21 protein-coding genes are annotated in these 25,096 nt (G+C 61.6%); 14 read left to right on the top strand and 7 right to left on the bottom strand.

Annotation, left to right across the window (positions count from 1 at the left end):
• Positions 1 to 37 precede the first annotated feature (37 nt).
• The 10 genes from JKA62_RS15455 (at position 38) to JKA62_RS15410 (ending at position 12,024) form a co-directional block, all read left to right on the top strand.
• A complete protein-coding gene (locus JKA62_RS15455; RefSeq protein WP_181457909.1) occupies positions 38 to 886 on the top strand; it encodes a polysaccharide deacetylase family protein in 849 nt (282 codons plus the stop codon).
• On the top strand, positions 879 to 1,769 hold the full coding sequence (locus JKA62_RS15450) for a polysaccharide deacetylase family protein (RefSeq protein ID WP_011334268.1): 891 nt from the start codon (positions 879 to 881) through the stop codon (positions 1,767 to 1,769). Before JKA62_RS15455 ends, JKA62_RS15450 begins: the two co-directional genes overlap by 8 nt.
• Positions 1,766 to 3,118: an MmgE/PrpD family protein gene (locus JKA62_RS15445; protein WP_011334269.1), complete on the top strand. Its 1,353-nt coding sequence runs from the start codon at positions 1,766 to 1,768 to the stop codon at positions 3,116 to 3,118. Before JKA62_RS15450 ends, JKA62_RS15445 begins: the two co-directional genes overlap by 4 nt.
• 16 nt (positions 3,119 to 3,134) lie before the next feature.
• Complete coding sequence (locus tag JKA62_RS15440; protein WP_041475283.1) at positions 3,135 to 4,313, top strand: MFS transporter; 1,179 nt, start codon at positions 3,135 to 3,137, stop codon at positions 4,311 to 4,313.
• A gap of 157 nt (positions 4,314 to 4,470) precedes the next feature.
• Positions 4,471 to 5,166, top strand: a complete 696-nt coding sequence (locus tag JKA62_RS15435) for an HPP family protein (protein WP_201818505.1) — start codon at positions 4,471 to 4,473, stop codon at positions 5,164 to 5,166.
• Positions 5,167 to 5,523: 357 nt separating this feature from the next.
• Complete coding sequence (locus tag JKA62_RS15430; protein WP_011334272.1) at positions 5,524 to 8,340, top strand: cytochrome P450; 2,817 nt, start codon at positions 5,524 to 5,526, stop codon at positions 8,338 to 8,340.
• A gap of 3 nt (positions 8,341 to 8,343) precedes the next feature.
• Positions 8,344 to 8,748 carry a RidA family protein gene (locus JKA62_RS15425; protein WP_011334273.1) on the top strand — a complete coding sequence of 135 codons (405 nt, stop codon included), beginning with the start codon at positions 8,344 to 8,346 and terminating at the stop codon, positions 8,746 to 8,748.
• Positions 8,741 to 9,595, top strand: coding sequence for an alpha/beta hydrolase (locus JKA62_RS15420; protein WP_011334274.1), 855 nt, complete (start codon positions 8,741 to 8,743; stop codon positions 9,593 to 9,595). Before JKA62_RS15425 ends, JKA62_RS15420 begins: the two co-directional genes overlap by 8 nt.
• A 167-nt stretch (positions 9,596 to 9,762) precedes the next feature.
• Positions 9,763 to 10,869: an enoyl-CoA hydratase/isomerase family protein gene (locus tag JKA62_RS15415; protein WP_201818503.1), complete on the top strand. Its 1,107-nt coding sequence runs from the start codon at positions 9,763 to 9,765 to the stop codon at positions 10,867 to 10,869.
• Between the two features lie 3 nt (positions 10,870 to 10,872).
• The gene (locus JKA62_RS15410) at positions 10,873 to 12,024 is read left to right on the top strand and encodes an acyl-CoA dehydrogenase family protein (RefSeq protein ID WP_201818501.1); all 1,152 of its coding nucleotides are present in this window, start codon (positions 10,873 to 10,875) and stop codon (positions 12,022 to 12,024) included.
• A 210-nt stretch (positions 12,025 to 12,234) separates the two neighbouring features.
• Here the strand turns inward: JKA62_RS15410 and JKA62_RS15405 are convergent, their stop codons facing one another.
• The 6 genes from JKA62_RS15405 to JKA62_RS15380 form a co-directional block, all read right to left on the bottom strand.
• Positions 12,235 to 13,008, bottom strand: coding sequence for an enoyl-CoA hydratase (locus JKA62_RS15405; RefSeq protein ID WP_011334277.1), 774 nt, complete (start codon positions 13,006 to 13,008; stop codon positions 12,235 to 12,237).
• A 14-nt stretch (positions 13,009 to 13,022) separates the two neighbouring features.
• Positions 13,023 to 14,150, bottom strand: coding sequence for an acyl-CoA dehydrogenase (locus JKA62_RS15400; RefSeq protein WP_011334278.1), 1,128 nt, complete (start codon positions 14,148 to 14,150; stop codon positions 13,023 to 13,025).
• Positions 14,151 to 14,170: 20 nt separating this feature from the next.
• The gene (locus tag JKA62_RS15395; RefSeq protein WP_011334279.1) at positions 14,171 to 15,361 is read right to left on the bottom strand and encodes an acetyl-CoA C-acyltransferase; all 1,191 of its coding nucleotides are present in this window, start codon (positions 15,359 to 15,361) and stop codon (positions 14,171 to 14,173) included.
• A gap of 12 nt (positions 15,362 to 15,373) precedes the next feature.
• Positions 15,374 to 16,135 (bottom strand): SDR family NAD(P)-dependent oxidoreductase, encoded by a 762-nt coding sequence (locus JKA62_RS15390; protein ID WP_011334280.1) that lies wholly within the window; start codon positions 16,133 to 16,135, stop codon positions 15,374 to 15,376.
• Between the two features lie 16 nt (positions 16,136 to 16,151).
• A complete protein-coding gene (locus JKA62_RS15385; RefSeq protein ID WP_011334281.1) occupies positions 16,152 to 17,816 on the bottom strand; it encodes an AMP-binding protein in 1,665 nt (554 codons plus the stop codon).
• Between the two features lie 306 nt (positions 17,817 to 18,122).
• Positions 18,123 to 19,139: an AraC family transcriptional regulator gene (locus JKA62_RS15380; RefSeq protein ID WP_201818499.1), complete on the bottom strand. Its 1,017-nt coding sequence runs from the start codon at positions 19,137 to 19,139 to the stop codon at positions 18,123 to 18,125.
• Positions 19,140 to 19,318: 179 nt separating this feature from the next.
• Here JKA62_RS15380 and efeU point away from each other — a divergent pair, with 179 nt between their 5' ends.
• Genes efeU through efeO (JKA62_RS15360) form a run of 4 tightly spaced genes read left to right on the top strand, consistent with a single transcriptional unit; the run spans position 19,319 to position 23,528 of the window.
• Positions 19,319 to 20,158, top strand: a complete 840-nt coding sequence (efeU, locus tag JKA62_RS15375) for an iron uptake transporter permease EfeU (protein ID WP_011334283.1) — start codon at positions 19,319 to 19,321, stop codon at positions 20,156 to 20,158.
• An 8-nt stretch (positions 20,159 to 20,166) separates the two neighbouring features.
• Positions 20,167 to 21,366 (top strand): iron uptake system protein EfeO, encoded by a 1,200-nt coding sequence (efeO, locus tag JKA62_RS15370; protein WP_201818497.1) that lies wholly within the window; start codon positions 20,167 to 20,169, stop codon positions 21,364 to 21,366.
• Between the two features lie 17 nt (positions 21,367 to 21,383).
• Positions 21,384 to 22,682 carry an iron uptake transporter deferrochelatase/peroxidase subunit gene (efeB, locus tag JKA62_RS15365; RefSeq protein WP_201818495.1) on the top strand — a complete coding sequence of 433 codons (1,299 nt, stop codon included), beginning with the start codon at positions 21,384 to 21,386 and terminating at the stop codon, positions 22,680 to 22,682.
• Positions 22,683 to 22,703: 21 nt separating this feature from the next.
• Positions 22,704 to 23,528, top strand: a complete 825-nt coding sequence (gene efeO, locus JKA62_RS15360; RefSeq protein ID WP_201818493.1) for an iron uptake system protein EfeO — start codon at positions 22,704 to 22,706, stop codon at positions 23,526 to 23,528.
• A gap of 63 nt (positions 23,529 to 23,591) precedes the next feature.
• Here efeO (JKA62_RS15360) and pssA read toward each other — a convergent pair whose 3' ends face one another.
• Positions 23,592 to 24,935 carry a CDP-diacylglycerol--serine O-phosphatidyltransferase gene (gene pssA, locus JKA62_RS15355; RefSeq protein WP_041475284.1) on the bottom strand — a complete coding sequence of 448 codons (1,344 nt, stop codon included), beginning with the start codon at positions 24,933 to 24,935 and terminating at the stop codon, positions 23,592 to 23,594.
• Between the last annotated feature and the right edge of the window lie 161 nt (positions 24,936 to 25,096).

The following is a 25,096-nucleotide window of genomic DNA, read 5'->3' as shown; positions in this document are numbered from 1 at the left end:
CCGGTCGGCGCCTTTTTCATGAACAGCCGGAGCGCCCTTGATGTCCTCCTTGCAACCCACCTGGCCCGACCAGCACAAAGCCTGCCTCGCCCTGGCCTTCGACCTCGACGGCCCGACCGGTGACGCCATGCTCAACAACTCGATCTGGCACAAACCCGAATACTTCGGCTTCGGCGGCTACGGCCCCTACCGCGCCCTGCCCCGCCTGCTCGACCTGCTCGACGCCTTCAAGATCCCGACCACCTTCTTCGTTCCCGCCTGGGTCGTGGAAAACTGGCCGAAACAGTGCCAGGCCATCGTCGAGCGCGGTCATGAAGTCGCCTACCACGGCTACAAACACGAATCCTTCTACGCCCTGACGCTGGACCAGCAGCAGGCCGTGATGAACAAATCCCGCGACGTGTTCTGGCAATACCTGCACATCCGCGCCGAGGGCTTTCGCACCCCTTCCGGCGACTGGCGCGCCGAAACCCCGGCGATGCTGGCCGACAACGGCGTCATCTATTCCAGCAGCATGCGCGGCGATGATCGCCCATACCTGGTCAACGTCCCCGGCCACGACACCCCGCTGGTGGAAATCCCCGGCCGCTGGGAAATGGATGACTACGCCTCCCTCGCCTACACCCGCGCACCGAACTTCCCGTCCGGCCTCGACCGCACCGCCAGCTACGAGCTGACCCTCGACAACTGGCAGCGCGAGTACGACGGGGCGATGGACGAAGGTCTGTGCCTGACCACCCTGTTCCACCCGAAAATCACCGGCAAACCGGGGCGCATCCTGTTGCTGGAGAAACTCTTCGAACACATGCGCCAGCGCGATGACGTGTGGTTCGCCACCTGCCGCGACGTCGCCCGTTGGTGGCTGAAGGAGCATCACCATGGCTGACGCCAACAACCTCTGGCCCGCCGGCAAACGCTGCGCAGTGGTGCTGACCGTCGATTACAACGACATCCACGGCATTCTCACTCAGGCCCCGGAAGTCGCCGGGCGCGACAAGACACTGTCGGTGTGGCGCTACGGCACCCAACGCGGCGTCGAGCGATTGCTCGGCCTGTTCAGGGCACTCGGGGTGCGCAGCAGCTGGTTCGTGCCCGGCATTGTCGCCGAGGAAAACCCGCAGCAGATCACCGCGATTCAGGCTGACGGCCATGAAATCGCCTGCGCCGGTTACCGCCACCAGGATTACGACACGCTGGATCTGCCGGCGCAGAGCGCGGAAGTCGCCAAGGGTTGTGCAGCACTGGAAACGTTGACCGGCGTGCGTCCGACCGGTTTCCGGATTCCTGCGGGTAACGGCGCGCCGGGCTTCATCGAAGCCTTGAAAGATCACGGCATTCACTGGTCTTCCTCATGGCGTGGCGATGACGTGCCGTTCTTGCACCCGACCGCGCCCGAAGTGGTCGAGCTGCCGCTGCATTACGAACTGGAAGACGAGCCTTACTTCGCCTTCAATCTGAGCCCGGCCGTGCCGCCGGCACAATCGCGAATCGCCTCTTACAGCCACACCCTGGGCAACCTGCAAATGGACTTCGCTGGATTCCACCGTTTCGGCCTGTGCTACGTGCTGCGCCTGCACCCGGAAATCATCGCCACGCCGGGGCGCATCGGTGTGCTGCGGGAATTGCTGCAAGGCATTCAGCAGCATGACGACGTGTGGATCGCCAGCGGTGCCGAAGTCGCGCAGTGGTGGGCGCAAACGGCGGCGCCGGTTGCGCAGGATCATCCGGCGTCGGTGTATGAGCGACATTATCGGGACTATCTCGTATGACCAAACGCATGCAGCGGCTGGCGCAGTTTTGCGTCGAAACGCGCTTTGAAGATCTGCCGCCAGCGTTGGTGGAACAGGCCAAGCGACACATTCTCGACACCTTCGGCGCAGCACTGGCCGGGGCCGACAGCGCGGTGGCGCTTCAGGCGCGGCAGGTGTTCGGCGCCGAGCCGGGCACCGCGCTGGTCTGGGGTTCGTCGTTGCGGGTCGGCGCGGGGCATGCGGCGTTGCTCAACGGCATCGCCGCCCACGCGCTGGAGCTGGACGACACCGGCGGGTGCGATCACTCCGGCGCGGTAGTGCTGCCGGCGGTGATGGCGGCGCTGTCACTGGTGGATCGGCCGGTGGACGGTCGCGAGTTAATCACCGCCGTGGTGATCGGCTACGAAATCGGCCGGCGGGTGCTGGAAGCCTGCGGCAGTTATTCGGCGCACAACGGCGCTGGCTGGCATTCAACCGCCACCTGCGGCGTGTTCGGCGCGGCGGCGGCCTGTGCGCGGATCTTTGCCTTGGATGCAGGGCAAACCGTATCGGCGCTGGGCATCGCCGGCAGCTTCAGCGGCGGGTTGTGGGCGTTCATTCACGACGGCTCGCAAAGCAAGAAACTGCACAGTGGCCGTGCGGCCGAGGGTGGCTTGCTCGCGGCGCGTTTTGCACGTGAAGGCGTCAGTGGGCCGTCGGTTTTGTTCGAGGATGTCTGGGGTGGATTCCTCAAGACGCTGGCGCCGGGCAGCGCGCAACCGGATGCGCTGGATGCCGATTTGGGGAAGGTCTGGAAACTCGCGCGCTGCTCGATCAAACCCTACGCCGCTTGCCGTGGCACCCATTCGGCGATTGATGCGCTCGGGCTGTTGCTGGAGCAATTGCAGGCCGGCGCGGATCAGGTGGAAGACGTCCAGGTGAATCTGTGCGGCTTTCTGCTCGACATGTGCGGCGGTCGCGACACCCGCAGTCTGGCCGCTGCGCAGATGAGCCTGCCCTACGCCCTCGCCGCGCGACTGGTGCACGGTCATTGCCGACTCGAGGCTTACGACGAACAACCGCGCGACGATCCGCGTATTGCCCATTGGCTGACGCGCATTCGCCTTGAAGTGGATGAGCGACTGTCGGAGGATGGCGAGCCGGTGGTCATTGTTCGAACCCGCGACGGGCGTGAGGCGAGTCTGTGTGTCGAGGTGCCGCTGGGCGCGCCGGGCAATCCGCTGAGCGAGGCGGCGCTGGAGGAGAAGTTTTTCAGTCTGGCATTGCGGATAATTTCACCGGTCAAGGCCGAGCCTTTATTGGTGCAACTGCGACAACTGCAAACGCTGGCTTCCGTGCGCGATCTCGAGCACCTGTTAACCAAATAAGGACATTTGATTTTCCGTGGCTACCTACTCGCTCGTTATCCGCCGCCTGATGATCGTCTCGCTGACCATCGTCGTCAGCCGCGCCATCACCAGTCCGTTGCTCACCTTGTTCTTGAGTAAGAAGCTCGGCCTCAACCAACAGGACGTCGGGTTGTTGCTGGGCATCGCGGTGTTCATCGCCACCCTGCTTGCGCTTTACGGCGGCTACATCATCGACCGGCTCGAGAAGCGCCGGTTGCTGATTCTGGCGATGCTCTCCAGCGCCATCGGCTTCGTACTGCTGACCTTCGCCAAAGACCTGTACCTGACGACCGCCACCCTGGTCATCACTGAAACCGCTTCGGCGCTGTTCCTGATCGGCTCCAAGGCGATCCTCAGCGAAAACCTGCCCATGGGCCAGCGAGCGAAAGCGTTTTCCCTGCGCTACACCCTGACCAACATCGGCTACGCCACCGGCCCGATGCTCGGTGTGGTGATCGCCGGGGTGTACCCGATTGCGCCGTTCCTGATTGCTGCCGGTATCGCTTTCGGCAGCATCTTCCTGATGATCGGCATCCCCAAGGACGCCAGCCCGATTGCTGCCATCGGCCAGCCGCAAAGCTTCCTGAAAACCCTGATCACCCTGAAAAACGACCGCACGTTGATCATGTTCACCTGCGGCTGTCTGCTCAGCACCGTGGTTCACGGCCGCTTCACCCTGTACCTGTCGCAATACCTGCTGGTGGTCGAGGATTCGCAGCGCGCGTTGCAAACCATGGCCGCCCTGCTCGCCTGCAACGCCATCGCGGTGATCCTGCTGCAGTACCAGATCGGCCGCTTCCTCAACCGGGAGAAACTGCGCTACTGGATCGCCGCCGGTACCAGCCTGTTCATCCTCGGTTTGATTGGTTTCAGCCTGGCCGACAGCTTGGTGAGCTGGTGCATCGCGATGTTCATCTTCACCCTCGGCGAGATGATCATTTACCCGTCGGAATTCCTGTTCGTCGACACCCTGGCCCCGGAAGAACTGCGCGGCAGCTATTACGGCGCGCAGAACCTGGCGGCGCTGGGTGGCGCGCTGAGCCCGGTGATCTGCGGTTTCCTGCTGATGCACACGCCGGCGCCGACCATGTTCTACGCCCTCAGCGCGCTGACCGCGATGGGCGGGTTCCTGTGTTTCATGAGCGGGCGCCGTGTAGCTTTACTGCATAAATAATGCACTGAAACTGCATTTATATGAATTTGTCAGCATCGTGAATGCTTGGCACACTGTGCGCGTTCCTCCCCCAATAGTTGGAACACTTCGAAGGACTTTCCGCGTTTACGGACAAGTCCTTTTTTTTGCCCTGAATTTCGCAAAGGATCGATTCTGCATGCTCGCTCGCTGGTTGCCCGCCGCCATCAACACCCGCCCCACCGAATGGAGCCGCGCCGCCATCGGCATGGCCCTGGGCACGTTGTTCAGCGTATGGGCGTGCAGTCAGGTATTCGGCATTGAAGTGGCTTACCACTTGATCGGCCCGCTGGGCGCCTCGGCGGTGTTGCTGTTCGCTGTGTCCTCCGGCGCCCTCGCCCAGCCGTGGTCGATCATCGGCGGCTACCTGTGTGCAGGCGTGGTCGCGTTGCTGGTGGCCCACGTCCTCGGCCGAACCCTCGGCAGCGCGTGCCTCGCGGCAGGCATGGCGCTGATCCTGATGTGCTGGCTGCGCTGCCTGCACCCGCCGGCCGGCGCCGTCGCGTTGACCATGGTGCTGGCCGACCCGATGACCATCGCCATGGACTGGAAAGCCCTGGAACCGGTGATGCTCAGCGCCGCCTGCCTGCTGCTGGCCGCACTGGCCTACAACAACCTCACCCGCATCCGCTACCCGAAACGCCCTGCGGAGCCCGCGCCGGCTGTGGCACCGGTCGACATTCAGGCCATCACGGCCGAGGACCTGAAACTGGCACTGGCGGACATGGAGGCCTTCATCGATGTCACGCCGGAAGATCTGGAGCAGTTGATTCATGCCAGTGAACGGCACGCCAGGCGGCGCAGTATTGGTGAAGTGCTGGCTGGTCGCAGGTAATACGTGATCCGACCGAAGGTTGTCGAACGCCCTTGCCAAGACATGACCAACGACTACCTTTCAGCTTTGTACCGCACAGATTTGTCTGCCTTTCACTTGGAAGTCTGGCCCGCTGTAATGTCCAGTAGCGATGACATCGGTAGTCTGGCTATGGAAAAACGCTCAACGTTGTTGAGAAGCGAGCTGGCTTTGCGCTTTGACTGAAACGTTACTTTCCTCAAACACCGCATTTCTGCGTAACCAGCAGTCCGCCCAAATGCCCCGCCTGTAGCATGCGGGCACGTGTGTTTTTCGCCAGCTCCGTGAATCTGGTGGTTTTCGAATCCATGGTTTCGAAATCTGCGAGAGGAACGTTTCATGAGCGACCCATTGCTGAAGTTGCTGCAAAAGCCCCTGTTCGACCCCGAAAAGCGCCATCGCGTGTCTCTGCGCGAATACATGGATCTGAATATCGATCGGATGCGCGCAATCATCGGCAACGGGCTCATGACCAATGCCATGTGGCTGAGCCAACCCCGTCAGTCTGAATTCCGGTTGATGCTTGAACGTGCAGCATTGATCGGTGCCGTGGATTACTCCCTGCTTGCCTGCATCGTCGACCACTTCATTGCCGGCGACGCATTTTTTGCACACGGCAGTCAGCACCAGATTGCGCAGTACCACCAGGAAATCTGCCAACTGAAAGCGGTTTACGCCTTTGGTTGCACGGAGATCGCCAGCGGCTCCGATGTGGCTAACCTGCAAACCACGATCAACTACGACCCACACAAACATTGCCTGATTCTGAACTCACCCACGCCGCAGTCCTGCAAGTTCTGGATCGGCAACGCATTGCACGCGGCGGTGGTGGTCATGGTGCTGGGACGTCTGATCGTCAAGGGTGTGGATGAGGGCTTGCACTGGTTTCGGGTACGCATTCGCGAGCAAGAGAATGGCCCGCTCCTGCCAGGTGTCAGGATCACCACCTGCGATCCCAAGGGAGGGATTCACGCCAATCAAGTTGCCGGCATCCGTTTTTGCAACATGAAGCTGCCACTCGACGCACTGATGCAACGCTATGCCAGGTTTTCTGCGCAAGGCGTTTTCAGCAGTGAGATCCCGCCAAAGGAGCGCCTGAAAAGCGCTATGCAGACATTCATCCAGGAGCGCCTGTTCCTCATCGCTGGCGCCCGTGGTGCCGCCAGCATGTGTGTTTATCTGGCGTACCGTTTCGCTTGCCATCGCCTGGTCAAGGGGAACGAGGGAAGCCAGTCTCTCCTGACCAAGGCACTTTTCCGACAACGGCTGTATGCCGAACAACTTAAGGTATTGGCCCTGAAGTTGCTGGAGCAGGCGGTTCTGTCGCGGTTCGAAGCGTGCTGGCATCAGCCAGCACGGCGAAAGGAGCTGCATATTCTCGCCGCTGTCGTCAAAAGTGTCGGCACCTGGCTGGGTCTCGAAGTCATGAGTGCATGCAGGGAGCTTTGTGGTTCGCAAGGCTTCCACCATCACAACCGAATTGTCACCTTGGTCATGGATCACGGCATCAGCACCACCTTCGCGGGCGATAACAACATCCTGTGCTGTCAGGTTGCACGGGACGCCATCAACCGGCCACGATTTGCCAACGAGAACATCGCCCAGCGAATTGAATCGCTGATTGTCGATCAGTGTCGCCGTGCCGGCGATTTTTCCCATCGCCAGGCGGTTGCGCTCACCTATGCTCGAGCGCTGGATCTGATCATCAATGAGGGTAAACACCATCCGCTTGTGACATCCGAGATATTCGAAGACATCGTCCACGTCTTTTCGCCGAAACTTTACGAATGGGAGCTTGTTGCCAGCACCAAGCTGGAGCAGAACGCCACCGAAGCTCAACTGATCTTGTTAAACGAGCTGCTCAAACCGCCGTCAGAGCTGGTCAGGGCCCCCATCGACAAAAAGAACTACGTAAAGCACTTCACAAAACCGCTGTACGACAACAAGCCGGACTTCTCGAACCGCAACACGATTCGTAACCCTTACCGGGCGTATACGTGGCTGCGAAAACATCAGCCGGTGTACTGGTGCGAACACTTACAGGCCTGGTTTTTGACCCGTTATTGCGATGTCATCGCCGCACAGGCCGATTCCCGACGATTTTCTTCAAACCGCATGCAACAACTGATCGACGCACGTGTACCTGAAAACAAGCGCACGCATCTGAACGAATTCATCAAGCTGGCGTCCAGGTGGATGTATTCCCAGGATGGCGACACTCACAAGGCCAGTCGCCACTTGCTGGGCAATGCCTTCACCCCTCGCTCCATCGAGGCCTTGCGGGCAATCATTCAAGACATCACTGATCGAGAGCTGTCCCGCCTGCACGGACAGACCGATTTGAAGACCGCGCTCTTCGACCGGGTCCCCGCCCTGATTCTGGCCAGGCTTTACGGCATGAAGGATGACGAGGCATTGAGGCTTCGCCGCTGGACACGAGACATCGTCATGTTTCTCGGTGGCAGCCAGGACGCGGATCAGGGGCCGGACCAGGCCCTGGAAGGCATCAAGGAAATGTACGCCTGTTTCGCTGAGCTCATTGAACAGCGGCGCAGGCAACCCGGGGATGATCTCGTGAGCCGGGTACTGGAGAGTGGCCAGAACAGCGCCGCCAGTCTTGATGAGGTGCTGGCACAGATCGTGTTCATTCTGGTGGCAGGCTACACCACCAGTGCAGACCAGATGTGCCTCGGCCTGTTGCATTTACTGAAGCATCCTCAACAACTCGAAGCCCTGTTGGCAGACCCGACATTGATCGGCTCCTTCATTGAAGAAATGCTGCGCTTCGATCCTGCCGGTTCACTGAGCCATCGGATCCTCATGGAAGACGTCACCATTGACAACATTACGATGAAAAAGGGGAACCTGGTTTACCTGATACGAGCCTCCGCCAACCGAGATCCGGAAAAATTCCACGCCCCCAACACATTCGACATTCGTCGAGCAAGGAACGAACACCTGACGTTTGGCAAAGGCGAACATTTTTGCATGGGCACGTCGCTATTCAGGCTTGAGGCCGAGATCGTGTTCACCTCGCTGTTAAAACGCTTCCCCGACTTGCAACTCATCGCGCGCCGGCCTGCCAAGTGGCGCAACAGCAACCTGCAGTTTCGGGGGCTGAAGACGCTTCCGGTCGATCTGGGAACAGGAGTCTGAACCATGAAATTCAAACGTGTTTATTCCGGAGCGCCTTGGGAACGCCTCGCCGGTTACTGCAGAGCCGTGAAGGTTGGCAACACTATTCTGGTTGGAGGTACGGTGGCATTTCGCAAGAACGGCAAGCCTTTCAAACCCGGCGATGCCTATGCCCAGACACGGCGATGCCTGAAAATCATCGAACAGGCGCTGAAGCAACTGGGTGAGGATCGTACCCGCATCATTGCCACGCGCATGTACACCACCAATATGGATCTCTTGCCAGAAATCGCGCGGGCGCACAAAACGTTTTTCGAAGGGCATCCACCGACGACAATGTTGCTGGAAGTCTCTCGACTGGTCAGCCCTGAATACGTTATCGAGATCGAGGCAGAGGCCCGTTCGGGCAGAGGCTGCGGCCATGGATGAAACTTCGTTGACTGTAGAGGACGCCAGAACGGCGTTGCGGCAGGCGCAAGTCACCTGTGTTCATGATCTGGCGATCGAGAGCCATGGCCGTTCACTGCCGCTGCGCCTCTACACACCACCCGGCAAGGGACCGTTTCCCGTGCTGGTTTTCTTTCATGGCGGGGGCTGGGTCACAGGAGACCTGGACACGCATGACGGGTTCTGTCGGTTGATGTGTGAGTGGGCTGGTTGCGCCGTGGTCGCCGTTGATTTCGCCCGCCCTCCGGAACACTTGTTTCCGGCAGCCCTGGAAGACTGTTGGACAGCTTTCAAGTGGGTGACACGGCAAGGCGCCGGTTGCGGACTGGATACTTCAAGCATTGCAGTCGCAGGAGGTGGTTCAGGAGGCGGGATGGCCGCCGTCATCAGCCAGCGCGACGCCGAATGTGACGAACCATGCATCTGCTTTCAGCTGCTGCTTTACCCTTTGCTCGACTGCAACACTCGCCGCAGCTCCCACACGAGATTCGGGCAAGGACATGGACTGACTGTCGATCTGCTCGAATGGTACCTCGGTCACTACCTGCCGCCCGGTACATCGCGCGTGGACAGACGGCTGTCGCCCCTGCTCAGTGACTCGCTGCATGGACTGCCCCGAACGTTGATCATCACCTGCGGACTTGACGTTCTTCGTGATGAGGGACGTGCCTACGCCAAGCGATTGCGAGCAGCAAATGTCACTGTCGAACACAAAGAGTTTTCGGGGATGCGTCACGGTTTCATGAACTACCCTGCCGCCCATGAAGAGGCCAGACGCGCCCTGCTGCTTTGCGCCCGGACCCTTCAGGCACAGCTTCGCGGCGAATGATGGCCGGGACTGGAATCAACGTCTGCGAGCGGCTTTCCAGACAAGGCAAAAATGCAGACAGCCCGTGCACATATCCCCGTTGTACACGGCAAATTTGCACTGTTACGATCCGGTAACGCTCGCGCGCGAGCTTCTCGAATAAAGACAATAAAAGCAGGGAGTTAGTGATGACTGCTCAGGCTTCATCCCCGCGGACTTCGTCCATGGATGCCACGCCACACGAAGTGCTGGCCGAGGTTCGCAATCACATCGGTCATCTGACCCTCAACCGCCCCGCCGGCCTCAATGCCCTGACCCTCGACATGGTGCGCCAGCTCCAGCAATACCTGGACGCCTGGGCCGCCGATGCCGATATCCACGCGGTTGTTCTGCGCGGTGCCGGCGAGAAAGCCTTCTGTGCCGGTGGCGACATTCGATCGCTGTACGACAGCCATAAAAACGGCGATACGCTGCACGAAGATTTCTTCGTCGAGGAATACGCCCTCGACCTGACGATCCACCATTACCGCAAACCGGTGCTGGCGCTGATGGACGGTTTCGTCCTCGGCGGCGGCATGGGCCTGGTGCAAGGCGCTGATCTGCGGGTGGTCACCGAGAAGAGCCGTCTGGCGATGCCGGAAGTGGCGATCGGCTATTTCCCGGATGTCGGCGGCAGTTATTTCCTGCCACGGATTCCCGGCGAGCTGGGGATTTATCTGGGCGTCAGCGGCGTGCAGATCCGTGCGGCGGATGCGCTGTATTGCGGCCTCGCCGACTGGTATCTGGAGAGCAGCAAACTCGGCATCCTCGACGAACAACTCGATCACCTGGAGTGGCACGACACGCCGCTCAAAGACCTGCAAAGCCTGCTGGCCCGCCACGCCGTGCAAACCCTGCCGGATGCGCCGCTGGAAGCCTTGCGCCCGGCCATCGATCACTTCTTCGCGTTGCCGGACGTGCCGAGCATTGTCGAACAACTGCGTGCCGTGACGGTCGCCGACAGCCACGAATGGGCGACAACTACCGCCGACCTGCTGGAAACCCGCTCGCCGCTGGCCATGGGCGTGACCCTGGAAATGCTGCGTCGCGGCCGGCACCTGAGCCTGGAACACTGCTTCGCCCTCGAACTGCATCTGGATCGCCAATGGTTCGAACGCGGCGACCTGATCGAAGGCGTGCGCGCCCTGCTGATCGACAAAGACAAATCACCACGCTGGAATCCGCCGACCCTGGCTGCACTGCACGCCGAACAGGTCGCGAGTTTCTTCCACGGTTTCGCTGAGAGCGGGAGCTGAGCCATGCACGATCTCGAATTGACTGAAGACCAGGTAATGATCCGCGACATGGCCCGGGACTTTGCGCGCGGCGAAATCGCGCCCCACGCGCAAGCCTGGGAAAAGGCCGGCTGGATCGATGACGGTCTGGTGGCAAAGATGGGCGAACTCGGTCTGCTGGGCATGGTGGTGCCGGAGGAATGGGGCGGCACCTACGTCGACTACGTGGCTTATGCGCTTGCGGTGGAAGAGATTTCCGCCGGTGACGGCGCCACCGGCGCGTTCATGAGCATTCACAACTCGGTGGGCTGCGGGCCGGTGCTGAACTACGGCAGCGAAGAACAGAAGCAGACCTGGCTGGCGGATCTGGCCAGCGGTGCAGTGATCGGCTGCTTCTGCCTGACCGAGCCCCAGGCCGGCTCCGAAGCACACAACCTGCGCACCCGCGCCGAACTGCGCGACGGCCAATGGGTAATCAACGGCGCCAAGCAATTTGTCAGCAATGGCAAGCGGGCGAAACTGGCGATCGTGTTTGCGGTGACCGATCCGGATCTGGGCAAGCGTGGCATCTCGGCGTTTCTTGTGCCGACCGACACGCCGGGTTTCATCGTTGACCGGACCGAACACAAGATGGGCATCCGCGCCTCCGACACCTGCGCGGTGACGCTGAGTAATTGCAGCATTCCTGAAGCCAATCTGCTGGGTGAACGTGGCAAAGGCCTGGCCATTGCCCTCTCCAATCTCGAAGGCGGACGCATCGGCATCGCGGCGCAAGCACTGGGCATCGCCCGTGCAGCGTTCGAAGCGGCGCTGGGTTATGCCCGTGATCGGGTGCAGTTCGGTAAAGCGATTGTCGAGCATCAGAGCATCGCCAACCTGCTGGCGGACATGCAGATGCAGATCAACGCGGCGCGCTTGATGATCTTGCATGCGGCGCGGCTGCGTACGGCGGGTAAACCGTGTCTGTCGGAGGCTTCACAGGCCAAGCTGTTTGCGTCGGAAATGGCCGAGAAGGTGTGCTCGTCAGCGATTCAGATTCATGGCGGGTATGGGTATCTGGAGGATTACCCGGTTGAGAAGTACTACCGGGATGCGCGGATTACCCAGATTTACGAGGGATCGAGCGAGATACAGCGGATGGTGATTGCTCGTGAGCTGAAGAACTATCAGTTGTGATCGTGTCGGCCCCTTTCCCTCACCCCCGCCCTCTCCCGGAGGGAGAGGGAGCCGACCGAGGTGCCTGGCGTCATACATCGGCCTGAAAGATCGAGTCGATTCTGGATTCACAGGCGATCTTTCAAGTCGGCGTATCTCTTCAATATCCCCCGGTCAGTCCCCTCTCCCTTTGGGAGAGGGTTAGGGTGAGGGGCTCTTGATTTTGCCGTTTTACTTGCCCTGAAATTCAGGCGCACGCTTGGCCACAAACGCCGCCATCCCTTCCTTCTGATCCTGCGTCGCAAACGCCGCATGGAACACCCGGCGCTCGAAGCGCACGCCTTCGGTCAGATTCACTTCAAACGCGCGGTTGACGCTTTCCTTGACCATCATCGTAATCGGCAGCGATTTGCTGGCGATCACTGCGGCGACTTTCAGCGCCTCATCCAGCAACTCGGCACTCGGCACGATTCGCGCGACGATGCCGCAGCGCTCGGCTTCCACCGCGTCGATCATGCGGCCGCTCAGGCACATTTCCATGGCCTTGGCCTTGCCCACCGCCCGCGTCAGACGCTGGGTGCCGCCCATGCCCGGCAGCACGCCGAGGTTGATTTCCGGCTGGCCGAATTTGGCGTTGTCGCCGGCCAGAATGAAGTCGCACATCAGCGCCAGCTCACAGCCGCCGCCGAGGGCAAAACCGTTGACCGCGGCGATGATCGGCTTGCGCCGGTTGGCCACGCGATCGCTGTCGCTGAACAGGTCGTCCATGTAGATCTGCGGGTAGGTCAGATCGGCCATTTCCTTGATGTCGGCGCCGGCGGCGAAGGCCTTGGTCGAGCCGGTGATGACGATGCAGCCGATGTTCGCGTCGGCTTCAAATCCATCGAGCGCGCGATTCACTTCGCTGACCAGTTGCGCATTCAGGGCATTCAGCGCCTGCGGGCGATTGAGGGTAATCAGGCCGACGCGGCCATGGGTTTCCAGCAAAATCGTTTCGTAACTCATGTGCAGATTCCTTCTCAAAGATTGCGCGAAATGACCATGCGCTGTATGTCGCTGGTGCCTTCGTAGATCTGGCAGACCCGCACGTCGCGGTAGATGCGCTCCAGCGGGAAGTCGTTGAGGTAACCGTAACCGCCGAGGGTTTGCAAGGCCATGGAGCAGACCTTCTCGGCCATTTCCGAGGCGAACAGTTTGGCCATCGACGCCTCGACCAGTGCTGGCTGACCGCTGTCGCGCAGGGCGGCGGCGTAATGCACCATCTGCCGCGCCACGGCGATCTGGGTCGCCATGTCCGCCAGGCGGAACGCCACGGCCTGATGCTCGATGATCGGCTTGCCGAAGGTGTCGCGTTCGCGGGCGTAATCGCGTGCCGCTTCGAACGCGGCGCGGGCCATGCCCACCGATTGCGAAGCGATACCGACACGGCCGCCTTCGAGGTTGGCCAGAGCGATCTTGTAGCCCTCACCCTCCTCGCCCAACCGGTTGGCCACCGGCACTTTCACGTCTTCGAACAGAATCTGGCAGGTGTCCGAGGCGTGCTGGCCGAGCTTGTCTTCGACGCGTGCGACTTTGTAGCCCGGCGAGTCGGTCGGCACGATGAACGCGCTGATCCCGCGCTTGCCGGCACTCGGATCAGTCACGGCAAACACGATCACGATCCCGGCGTTCTGCCCGGAAGTGATGAACTGTTTGCAGCCGTTGAGCACGTAGTGATCGCCTTCCAGCCGCGCGCGGGTTTTCAGGCTGCTGGCATCGGAACCGGCCTGAGGTTCGGTCAACGCGAAAGCACCGAGCATCTCGCCGCTGGCCAGCGGCTTGAGGAAGCGTTCGCGCTGGTCGTCGTTGCCGAACTTGAGGATCGGCACGCAACCCACCGAGTTGTGCACGCTCATGATCGTCGAGCAGGCGCCGTCGCCGGCAGCGATTTCTTCCAGGGCCATGGCGTAGGCCAGGTAACCGGTGTCGCAACCGCCCCACTGCTCCGGCACCAGCATGCCGAAGAAGCCCAGCCCGGCCATTTCGCCGATGGCCTCTTTCGGAAAGCGGTGCTCGCGATCCCACTCGGCGGCAAACGGTTTGAGCCGTTCCTCGGCAAACTGCCGGGCCATGTCGCGGATTTGTTGTTGGTCGTCATTGGGAATCATGGCAAATCCTTAACTCGGGTTCAGACGCACTCGACAGCCATCGCCGTGGCTTCGCCGCCGCCGATGCAGATCGCCGCGACGCCGCGTTTCAGGCCTTTCTGGCGCAGGGCCGAGAGCAAAGTCACCAGAATCCGCGCGCCGGACGCACCGATCGGGTGACCGAGGGCGCAGGCGCCGCCATGGATGTTGAGCTTGTCGTGAGGGATTTCCAGGTGGGTCATCGCCGCCATGCCGACCACGGCGAAGGCTTCGTTGACTTCGAACAGATCGACCTGATCCAGCGACCAGCCGGTTTTCTTCATCAGCTTCTTGATCGCGCCAATCGGTGCCACCGGGAACAGGCCCGGGGTGTCGGCAAACGCCGCGTGTCCGTGAATCACCGCCAGCGGCTTCAGACCCTGCTTTTGTGCTTGCGACTGACGCATCAGCACCAGCGCAGCGGCGCCGTCAGAGATTGAGCTGGAGTTGGCAGCGGTCACGGTGCCGCCTTCGCGGAACGCCGGTTTAAGCGAAGCAATCTTGTCCAGCTTGGCTTTTGGTGGCTGCTCATCGTTGCTGATCACAACCTGTTCCTTGCCGACGGTCACGGTCAGCGGAACGATTTCGTCCTTGAAGCTGCCGTCCTTGATCGCCTGCTGGGCGCGGGTGGTCGAGGCGATGGCAAAGGCGTCCTGCGCTTCACGGCTGAAGTCGTTGGTTTCGGCGCAATCCTCGGCGAAGGTGCCCATCAGGCGGCCCTTGTCATAGGCGTCTTCGAGGCCGTCGAGGAACATCGAATCCAGCACCCGGCCGTGGCCCATGCGGTAACCGGCACGGGCGCGATCCAGCAGATACGGCGCGTTGGACATGCTTTCCATGCCGCCGGCGATCACCACATCGGCGCTGCCAGCCAGCAGCATGTCGTGGGCCAGAATGGCGGTTTCCATGCCCGAACCGCACATCTTGTTGACCGTGGTGCAGCGGGTGGACTTGTCCAGCCCGGCGCCCAGTGCAGCCTGACGTGCAGGCGCCTGACCAAGACCGGCCGGCAACACGCAGCCGAACAACACTTCATCGACCGCATCGGCGGCCACACCGGCACGCTCAACCGCCGCCTTGATTGCAGCGGCGCCCAGTTGCGGCGCGGTCAGGCTTTTCAGTTCGCCCTGGAAACCGCCCATCGGGGTGCGGACGGCGCTGACGATGACAATCGGATCGTTGGAGATGGTCATGGGAAATCCTCCTTACTTGGCAGCCATGCGCAAGGCACCGTCGAGACGGATCACCTCGCCGTTGAGCATGCTGTTTTCAATGATATGCCGCACCAGCGCGGCGTACTCGGCAGGTTTGCCCAGACGCGGCGGGAACGGTACGCCGGCGGCCAGCGAGTCGCGCACTTCCGGGGTCATGCCGGCCATCATCGGGGTTTCGAAAATGCCCGGGGCGATGGTCATCACGCGGATGCCGAAGCGCGCCAGTTCACGAGCGGCAGGCAGAGTCAGGCTGGCGATCGCGCCTTTGGACGCCGAATACGCGGCCTGGCCGATCTGGCCGTCGAACGCCGCAACCGACGCGGTGTTGATGATCACACCACGCTCGCCGTCGGCGTTGGCTTCGCTTTCGGCAATCGCAGCGGCTGCCAGACGCAGCATGTTGAAACTGCCGATCAGGTTGACGTTGATCACCTGGGCGAAGCTGGACAAGGCGTGCGGGCCGTTCTTGCCAAGAATCTTCTCGCCGCGAACGATGCCGGCGCAGTTCACCAGCCCGTTGAGGCTGCCGAAGGCTTTAACGGTCGCCTGCACGGCGGCTTCGGCGGCGGCTTCGTTGCTGATGTCGGCCACCACGCTTTGCGCGCCGAGGCGCTGGGCCTGAGCGGCGACGGCTTCGGCGTTCATGTCCACCAGCATCACTTTGGCGCCGGCGGCAACCAACAGCTCAGCGGTGGCTGCACCCAGCCCGGACGCACCGCCGGTGACGATAAAAACCTTGTTCTCGATCTGCATGACTGTTTCCTTGGGTTCAAGCTGAAACGTTGTGCGCCGCAGCCTCTTGAGCCTTGGCGATTTCCTGGTTGCGCAAGATAAAGCGCTGCAATTTGCCGCTCGGGGTTTTCGGCAACTCGCTGACAAATTCGATTTCACGGGGGTACGAATGCGCGGCCAGACGTTTGCGCACGTGTTGCCGCAGTTCTTCGGCCAGCGCAGGCTCGGCGCGGTATTGCGGGTTGAGCACGACGAAGGCTTTGACCAGTTCGGTGCGCTCAGGATCGGGCTTGCCGACCACGGCGGCTTCGACAACGGCCGGGTGTTCGATCAGTGCGCTCTCCACGTCGAACGGGCCGACGCGATAGCCGGAAGTGGTGATCACGTCATCGCTGCGGCCGACGAAGCTGATGCTGCCGTCCGGGTTCCACTCGACGGTGTCGCCGCTCAGGTAGTAATCGCCGACGAAGGCCTTGGTCGGCACGCCTTCATAGCCGGCGAACCAGCACATCGGCGACTGTGTGCGGTCGATGGCGAGGATGCCGGGCTGGCCGACGCCGAGTTCGTTGTTCTGCTCGTCAAGCACCACGATGCGATGGCCCGGCGAGGCGAAACCGGCGGCGCCGAGGTGGATCGGGTGTTCGAGGCCGTGGTGGTTGCACAGGACCATGCCCAGTTCGGTTTGGCCGTAGTGGTCGTGAATGGCCACGCCGAGGTTGTCGGCGAACCAGCGGATCACTTCCGGATTCAACGGCTCGCCGGCGCTGCTGACGATGCGCAGCTTGCCCTTGATCGACTTGGCGAACTCATCGCCACCGGCAATCAGCAGGCGATACGCGGTGGGCGAACCGGTGAGGTTGGTGATCCCGTACTTGTTGATCACCCGGCAGGTGCTTTCGAGGGTGAACGGGCCATCGTAGAACGTGATCGGATGGCCCATCGACAACGGGCCGGTGACGCCGAAATAAATGCCGTAGGCCCAGCCCGGATCGGCAACGTTCCAGAACGCATCTTCCGGGCGCAGATCCACGGCATCGCGGGTGTAGCTCTGGAACGCGACGATGGCCTTGAGCGGCACCGACAGCGCCTTCGACGGGCCGGTAGTACCCGAGGTGAACATCAGCAGGAACGGGTCTTCGCCGGTCAGCATCAGCGGCTCGCAGACACTGGAATGGTTGGGCAGCTCGGCCCAGAAACTGAAATCGCCACGGACGATGCCCTGGCCTTTCGGACCACCGACAGTGACCAGCGTCGGGCAATCGGCGACTTCGCTGAGTTTTGGCCGATTGACTGCATCAGTGACTACAACCTTGGCGCCGGAGCTGTTCAGGCGATGTTCGAGGGCCTTGGGGCCGAACGCGGTGAACAGCGGTTGATACACCGCGCCGATGCGCCAGGTGGCGAACACGGTGATCAGCAATTCGATATTGCGCGGCAGCAGGCCGGCGACCTTGTCGCCCTTCTGCACGCCTTGGGCGAGAAGGAAATTGGCGAAACGCGCGGCTTTGTCCTGCAGGTCGCTGAAGGTGTACGTCGCACTGGCGCCGTCGCGGCCTTCCCAGAACAGCGCAATGCGCCCCGGCAGCGCGTGCCGGTCACAACATTCGACGCAGGCGTTGAGCGCCTCGAGCGTGCCGCTGAGTGCGGCGTCCACGGTGTGCTGATAATCAAACTGTGCGGTGGCAGACAAGTAATCGCGCATTGCCAGAATCCCTCTGTTCTTATTAGGTTGGGGAACCGTAAACAACAGAGGAATACTCGCGCCGCACGCCGGCTGCGGCAATGGTCAAAGCCCTCAAAGTGGATGACTGGTTTGGCCAAGGTTCCGGACTTTGATCGCTCCCACGCCGTGCCGCGATGATCGTTCCCACGCTCTGCGTGGGAATGCCTCAAGGGACGCTCCGCGTTCCAGCTCTGGAAGGGACGCGGAGCGTCCCGGGCTGCATTCCCACGCAGAGCGTGGGAACGAGAGTTGGCGGTGGGCGGTGGGCGGTGAGTCTGTGGTGGATCAGACCGCTTCGTTGAGAATCAAGCTGCGGTAATGCCCCGGATTGGTCCCCGACCACTTGCGAAACGCCTTGTAGAACGAGCTCGCATCGGCAAACCCCAGGCGCGTGGCGATCTCGGCAAAACTGATCGAAGGCTCCGCCAACCAAGTGATCGCAAGCTCCTTGCGCACGCTGTCCTTCAAGCCCTGATAAGTCTGCCCTTCCTCGGCCAGTCGCCGACGCAGGGTCGAGGCCGACATGCACAACTGCTGGGCCAGTGCGTCGGTTTCCGGCCAGTGATCGGCGGACAACTGACGCAGATCCTGCTTGATTCGGCTGGCGAGGCTGTCCGGGTCGCGGTACTTCACCAGAATGTTGGCCGGGGCATGGGCCAGGAAGCGTTTCAATTCTTCGGCACTGCGCTTGATCGGCAGATCCAGTACGTCGGCGGCGAAGATCATCCGCGTGCGCGGCCGGTCGAAGCGCAGGTTTTCCGAGAACATCACCCGATAGTCATCGCAGAAATCCGGCGCGGGGCAGCGCAGCTCGATAGCCAGGATCGGGATCCGTCGCCCCGCCAGCCAGCACGCCACGCCATGGACGATCATCCAGTAGGTGAAATAGGTGAAGGCGCGGCGCGGTTCCGGGGCGTCTTCCAGCAGAACGATCTCTGCCAGACTCTGCTGGTGCACCAGTTGCGCCGGCAGACGTTCAAGCATCAACGACAGAAAATTCAGACCGCTGCTCAGCCCCGCAGCCAGATTCGGCTGGGCCATGGCGCTGCGGCAGAGGAACTCCAGGCTGCCGGATTTCAGCTTGCGTGGGTCCATACCAAAGAATTCGTCATCGCCGCGCCGCGCCAGCAGGCGCCACAACCGCGCGTACTGACTGGCCGGCACACGGGCGTCATCGGTGGACAGCAGCGCCGGATCAATCCCGACCTTGCTCAAGACTTCCTCCGTGGCCACGCCCGGGGCACAACTTTGCAGCAGTGCTTCGCGCACCAGTTGAATGGCGATGGTGTCTTTTTCCGACATGGAACGCGCGCAATCCTGTTGTTGTTCGAGTGGCGGGCATCTTAGCGCAGCTGACTCGGTGGCGTGGATGTTCAGACTCGTTCAGCTCCGGTTCAGCTAAATGTCAATGAATGCCATGTGAGAATGACTTTCATTATGTTACAACTTGTAACCTCATTTCGTTACACAGTGATCGTCGAATGCTCGTTCCCTTTTTGATCATGTTGCGCGAAGGCATCGAAGCCGCGCTGATCGTTGGCATCATCGCCAGCTACCTGCAACAGACCGGCCGTGGCCAGTGGATGCCGGCGGTGTGGATCGGGGTTTTTCTCGCCGCCGCGCTGGCATTGCTGGTCGGCGGTGGCCTGGAACTGGTCAGTGCCGAATTCCCGCAAAAACAGCAGGAACTCTTCGAAGGCGTGGTCGGCCTCGTCGCCGTGGGGATTCTCAGTTCCATGGTGTTCTGGATGCGCAAAGTGGCGCGTTCGATCAAGCATTCGCTGCAAGCCTCTCTCGATCACGCGCTGACCGCGTCGAAGCATCAGGTTATCGCGTTGATCGCCATGGTGTTCTTCGCCGTGGCTCGGGAAGGTCTGGAAACCGTGTTCTTCCTGCTCGCCGTGTTCCAGCAGAGCGAAGGCCCGGCCGCGCCGATCGGCGCCCTGCTCGGCCTGATCCTGGCGATTGTCGTCGGCTTCCTGATCTACAGCGGCAGCATGCGCCTGAACCTGTCGGCGTTCTTCCGCTGGACCGGGCTGTTCATCCTCGTGGTCGCCGCCGGGATTCTCGCCAACTCGGTGCAGGCCCTACATGAAGCCGGGGTCTGGAACCACCTGCAAGCCGTGCTCTTCGACTTCAGCGCGACGCTGCCGATGGACGGCCCGCTGGGCTCGGTGCTGGCCGGCATGTTCGGTTATCAGGATGCACCGACCGTCAGCACCCTTGGCGCGTACCTGATTTATCTGCTGGTGGCGCTGGTCATGTTCTTCATGCCGGCACCCAAGCCTGCTGCCCAATCGTCTTCCGTTTCCAGCCAATAAGGGCCTTCATGTCAAAGCCTAATACTCCTCAGGCCTCGCCTCCCCGCGCCTTGCGCTGGGCGGTGGCCGGTTCGGTGGTCGTGATGATCGCCGCCGGTGGCCTGTTCTACTACGCCTCGAAACTGGCCGCCGCCAAACGTCAGCACAACCGTGACGAAGTGGTGGTCAACATTCATCCGCACAGCTGCGAACCGAACACCCTGACGGTGCCGGCCGGTCGCGCTAGTTTCCGCATCGTCAATCGCTCCGACCGGGCGGTGGAGTGGGAAATCCTCGACGGCGTGCTGGTGATCGAAGAGCGCGAGAACATCGCGCCGGGCCTGAGCCAGGTGATCAACGCCAACCTGCAACCCGGCGACTACGCTATCACCTGTGGCCTGCTGAGCAACCCGCGCGGCACCCTGCACGTGACGCCGACCGCCGCCTCGGATGCCGCCGCCAAGGCCAAGCCGTCGATGGTTGCCTTCGTCGGGCCGCTGTCGGAGTTTCGCGTCTACCTGGCCAGCCAGGGCAGCGCGCTGATCAAGGCCGTGACGGCGCTGAATCAAGCCATCGACAGCGGCGATCTGGCCCAGGCCCAGGCGTTGTATTTGCCGGCCCGCGCGGCGTATCAGCGTCTGGCCCCCGCCGCACAACGCCTGGCGGAACTGGACAACAGCATCAACGCCCGCGCCGATTACTTCGAAAAACGCGAGCAGGATCCGGCCTTCGTCGGTTTCCACCGTCTCGAATACGCGCTGTTCCAGCAACGCAAACTCGACGGGCTGACACCGATTGCCCAAGGCTTGCTCGACAACGTCACCACGCTGAAACAACAGCTGCTTGTTCAGTCGCTGCCGCCGGAGCAACTGGTGGAAATCGTCGTGCGCAACCTCAACACCCTCGCCGACGTGCGCGCCGCCAGCGGCGAAGAGGAACGCTACAGTCACAGTGATCTCAACGGCTTCGCGGCCAATCAGGAAACCGCGCGCAAAGTCGTCGAACTGCTGCGCCCGCTGCTGAGCAAATCCGCCGCCGACCTGCTGCCGAAAATCGACGGCGCGCTGGCTGATTTCGATACCACGCTGGACGGTTTCAGGGTCAAGGACGGCTACGCCAGTTACGACACCGTCAACGGTGAACAACGCAAGCAGATCGCCGACAAGGCCAAGGCCCTGGCCGACGCCCTCGACGCCATTGATCCCGCCCTCGGCCTCTCCGGCCTGTAAGCAGAAGACGACTACCGATGAACGATTCCGAACACTTCAACCTGCAACGTCGCCGCGTACTGATGGGCATGGGCGCCGCCGGTGTCGCACTGGCCGGCACCGCTTTGAGTTGCCCGGCGATGGCCGCCGCGCCTGCGCAAGTCACCGAAGCGCCGAGCAGCGACAAGACCCAGGATCACCACGATTTCCATGGCGTGCACCAGACTGGCATCGTCACCCCGCGTCCGGCGGCCGGCATGCTGGTGTCGTTCGATGTGCTGGCCAGCGACCGTGAAGACCTGGAGCGGCTGTTCCGCACCCTCAACGAGCGCATCGCGTTCCTGATGAAAGGCGGCCCGGTGGCGCAGATCGATCCGAAGTTGCCGCCGCCGGATTCCGGAATCCTCGGCCCGGTGGTGACGCCGGACAACCTGACCATCACCGTGTCCGTCGGCGAGTCACTGTTCGACGAGCGCTTCGGTCTGGCCGCCGCCAAACCCAAGCGTCTGGTGCGCATGGTCGGTTTCCCCAACGATGCGCTGGAAGCCGATTGCTGCCACGGCGATTTAAGCCTGCAGTTCTGCTCCAACACCGCCGACACCAACATCCACGCCCTGCGCGACATCGTGAAGAACCTGCCGGACCTGCTGCTGGTGCGCTGGAAACAGGAAGGCAGCGTGCCTCCGCAAGCCCCAGCCAAACCCGGCGTGCCGGCGCAATCGGCGCGTAACTTTCTGGGTTTTCGCGACGGTTCGGCCAACCCGGATTCCAACGACGGCAAGGCCATGGATCGCATCGTCTGGGTGCAACCGGGCAGCGACGAACCGGCCTGGGCGGCCCACGGCAGTTATCAGGCGGTGCGAATCATCCGCAACTTCGTCGAACGCTGGGACCGCACGCCGTTGCAGGAACAGGAAAGCATCATCGGCCGGGTGAAAACCACCGGCGCGCCGATGGGCGCCAGCCATGAAACCGAAGTCCCGGATTACAGCAAGGACCCGGAAGGCAAGCTGACCAAGCTCGACGCGCACATTCGCCTGGCCAATCCGCGCACCGTCGCGAGCCAGGCCAACCTGATCCTGCGCCGGCCGTTCAACTACTCCAACGGGGTGAACAAGAACGGCCAGCTCGACATGGGCCTGCTGTTCATCTGTTACCAGGCCGACCTGGAAAAAGGCTTCATCACCGTGCAGACCCGCCTCAACGGCGAACCGCTAGAGGAATACCTCAAGCCGGTCGGCGGCGGTTACTTCTTCACCCTGCCGGGTGTCACGGGCGACAAGGACTTCATCGGTCGCTCGCTGCTCAACGCTACTCAACCAAAAACAACTGCATAGCATTCAACAGGAGCCGCCCCCATGAAAAAGACGCCACTCGCGTTATTGCTGACCCTTGGTTTGCTCAACACCCCGCTGTCGGCATTCGCCGCGACCGCGCCACTGGATCTGGTGGGGCCGGTGTCGGACTACAAGATTTACGTCACCGAACAACTGGATGAATTGGCCAGCCACACCCAGCAGTTCACCGACGCGGTGAAAAAAGGCGACCTGGCCACCGCGCAAAAGCTCTACGCGCCAACCCGCGTTTTTTATGAGTCGATCGAGCCGATCGCCGAGCTGTTCAGTGACCTCGACGCGTCCATCGACTCCCGCGTTGACGACCACGAGCAAGGCGTGAAAGCCGAAGACTTCACCGGTTTCCACCGCATCGAATACTCGCTGTTCTCGGAAAAAAGCACCAAGGATCTCGACGCCCTGGCCGATGGCCTGAACAAGGACGTGAAAGACCTGCAGACCCGCGTCGCCGGCCTGACCTTCCCGCCGGAAAAAGTCGTCGGCGGCGCCGCTGCGCTGCTCGAAGAAGTCGCCGCGACCAAGATCTCCGGTGAAGAGGACCGTTACAGCCACACCGACCTGTACGACTTCCAGGGCAACATCGACGGCGCGAAGAAAATCGTCGACCTGTTCCGTCCGCAGATCGAGAAACAGGACAAGGCCTTCGTCGCCAAAGTCGACAAGAACTTCGCCACCGTGGACAAGATCCTGGCCAAGTACAAGACCAAGGACGGTGGCTTCGAGACTTACGACAAGGTGAAGGACAACGACCGCAAAGCGCTGGTCGGCCCGGTCAATACCCTGGCGGAAGACCTGTCGACACTGCGTGGCAAGCTCGGTCTGAACTGAGTCCGCGCATAAAAAAATCCCCCGGACGCGTCCTGCGTTCGGGGGATTTTTTGTGGGCCGGTTTTAAAGAATGCGATAGAGCAACCGCTCGACCCGCACCCGGCTCACACGCTTGAGAAATTTCGCCACACCCGCCGGGTAGTCCGGCAAGGCTTCCAGATCCTGGAAGCGTGCGATTCGCGTGGTGTGAACGAAGATGTTCTCCAGCTCCACGCGGCGCGGCTCCAGCCACTCGCCTTTCGGGTCATCGATCAGCAAGGCGTTTTCCAGATCGAGACGGAACGCCCGCGGATTGAGGTTGTTGCCGGTCAGCAGCGTATAGCGCTGGTCGATCCACATGCCCTTGAGGTGATAGCTGTTGTCGCCCTCACGCCACAGGTGCAGGTTCAACTGGCCGCTGTCGATGTTGCGCTGATGTCGCTTGGCGAAACGGCGCAGGCTGATCTCGTACAGGTACGGCAGCGCGGCGATCACCTTGAACGGCTCGGTCGGCGGGATGTAGAAGTCGTTGGCGGTCTTGTCGCCGACCACGATGTCGATCTTCACGCCGCGAGCCAGCGCCCGGTTGATCTCGCGGATCACCCCCAGCGGCAGATTGAAGTACGGCGTGCAGATGGTCAGTTGCTTCTGGGCGCTGGCGATCAGCTCCAGAATCACCCGGTTCAGCGGGTTGTTCTTGCCCACGCCGAGCAACGGACTGACCGACAGGCCGGTATGCGCCGTGCTGCCGGCACTGGTGTCGTACGCCGCGTATTTGAGACGGCTGCGCAGATCGCCGATGTCGTTGCGCAGGCTGCGGGTGGTCGGCAGGTTCGGCAGGTCGAGGCGATGCACTGCTTTCGATTCGATCAGGCCGTGCTTGACCAGATGGTGCATCGAGTCCGCCAGTTCGCGGCTTTGCAGCACGTGATAACGGTCGAAACGGTACTTGTCGAATTTGTGCAGGTAGACGTTGTTCAGGCTGGCACCGCTGTAGACCACGCAATCGTCGATCACGAAGCCTTTGAGGTGCAGCACGCCGAACAACTCGCGGGTCTGCACCGGCACGCCGTAGACCGGCACCACGCTCTGGTGGGTGCGGGTCATTTCCTGATACCACGCCGAGTTGCCCGGCTGCTTGCCGGCACCGATCAAGCCGCGCTGGGCCCGCAGCCAGTCGACGACCACCGCGATTTCAAGCTCGGGACGCTTGAGTTTGGCGGCGTGCAAGGCATCGAGAATTTCCTGGCCGGCTTCGTCGTTTTGCAGATAAAGCGCGACGAGGTAGATGCGCTGGGTCGCCTGGGCGATTTTCTCCAGCAGGCAACGGCGGAAATCGGCGGCACCGGGCAGGATCGTCACGGCCTCGGCGGTCAGCGGAAAGCTGCGCAGTTTGGGCAGCAGAGAGCGTTTGAAAAGCAACGGCATAGGGCTCGCAATGGGTCGAATCCGAAGAACCCGAGAGCTTACACCATCAACTCCTTCGGGTCTTGTGAGTGTCTGTAATGACTTCATCACCAGCCGCCAGGTTCCCTCGGCTGAAATGCATTTTCCTGTGGGAGCCAGCCTGCTGGCGATCGCTAACTTCC

This window comes from Pseudomonas sp. B7, from assembly GCF_016735645.1.
GTDB classification, from domain to species: Bacteria; Pseudomonadota; Gammaproteobacteria; order Pseudomonadales; family Pseudomonadaceae; genus Aquipseudomonas; species Aquipseudomonas glycinae.
The sequence above is the reverse complement of the archived record's forward strand: the minus strand, read 5'-3'. Positions and strand labels throughout refer to the sequence as shown.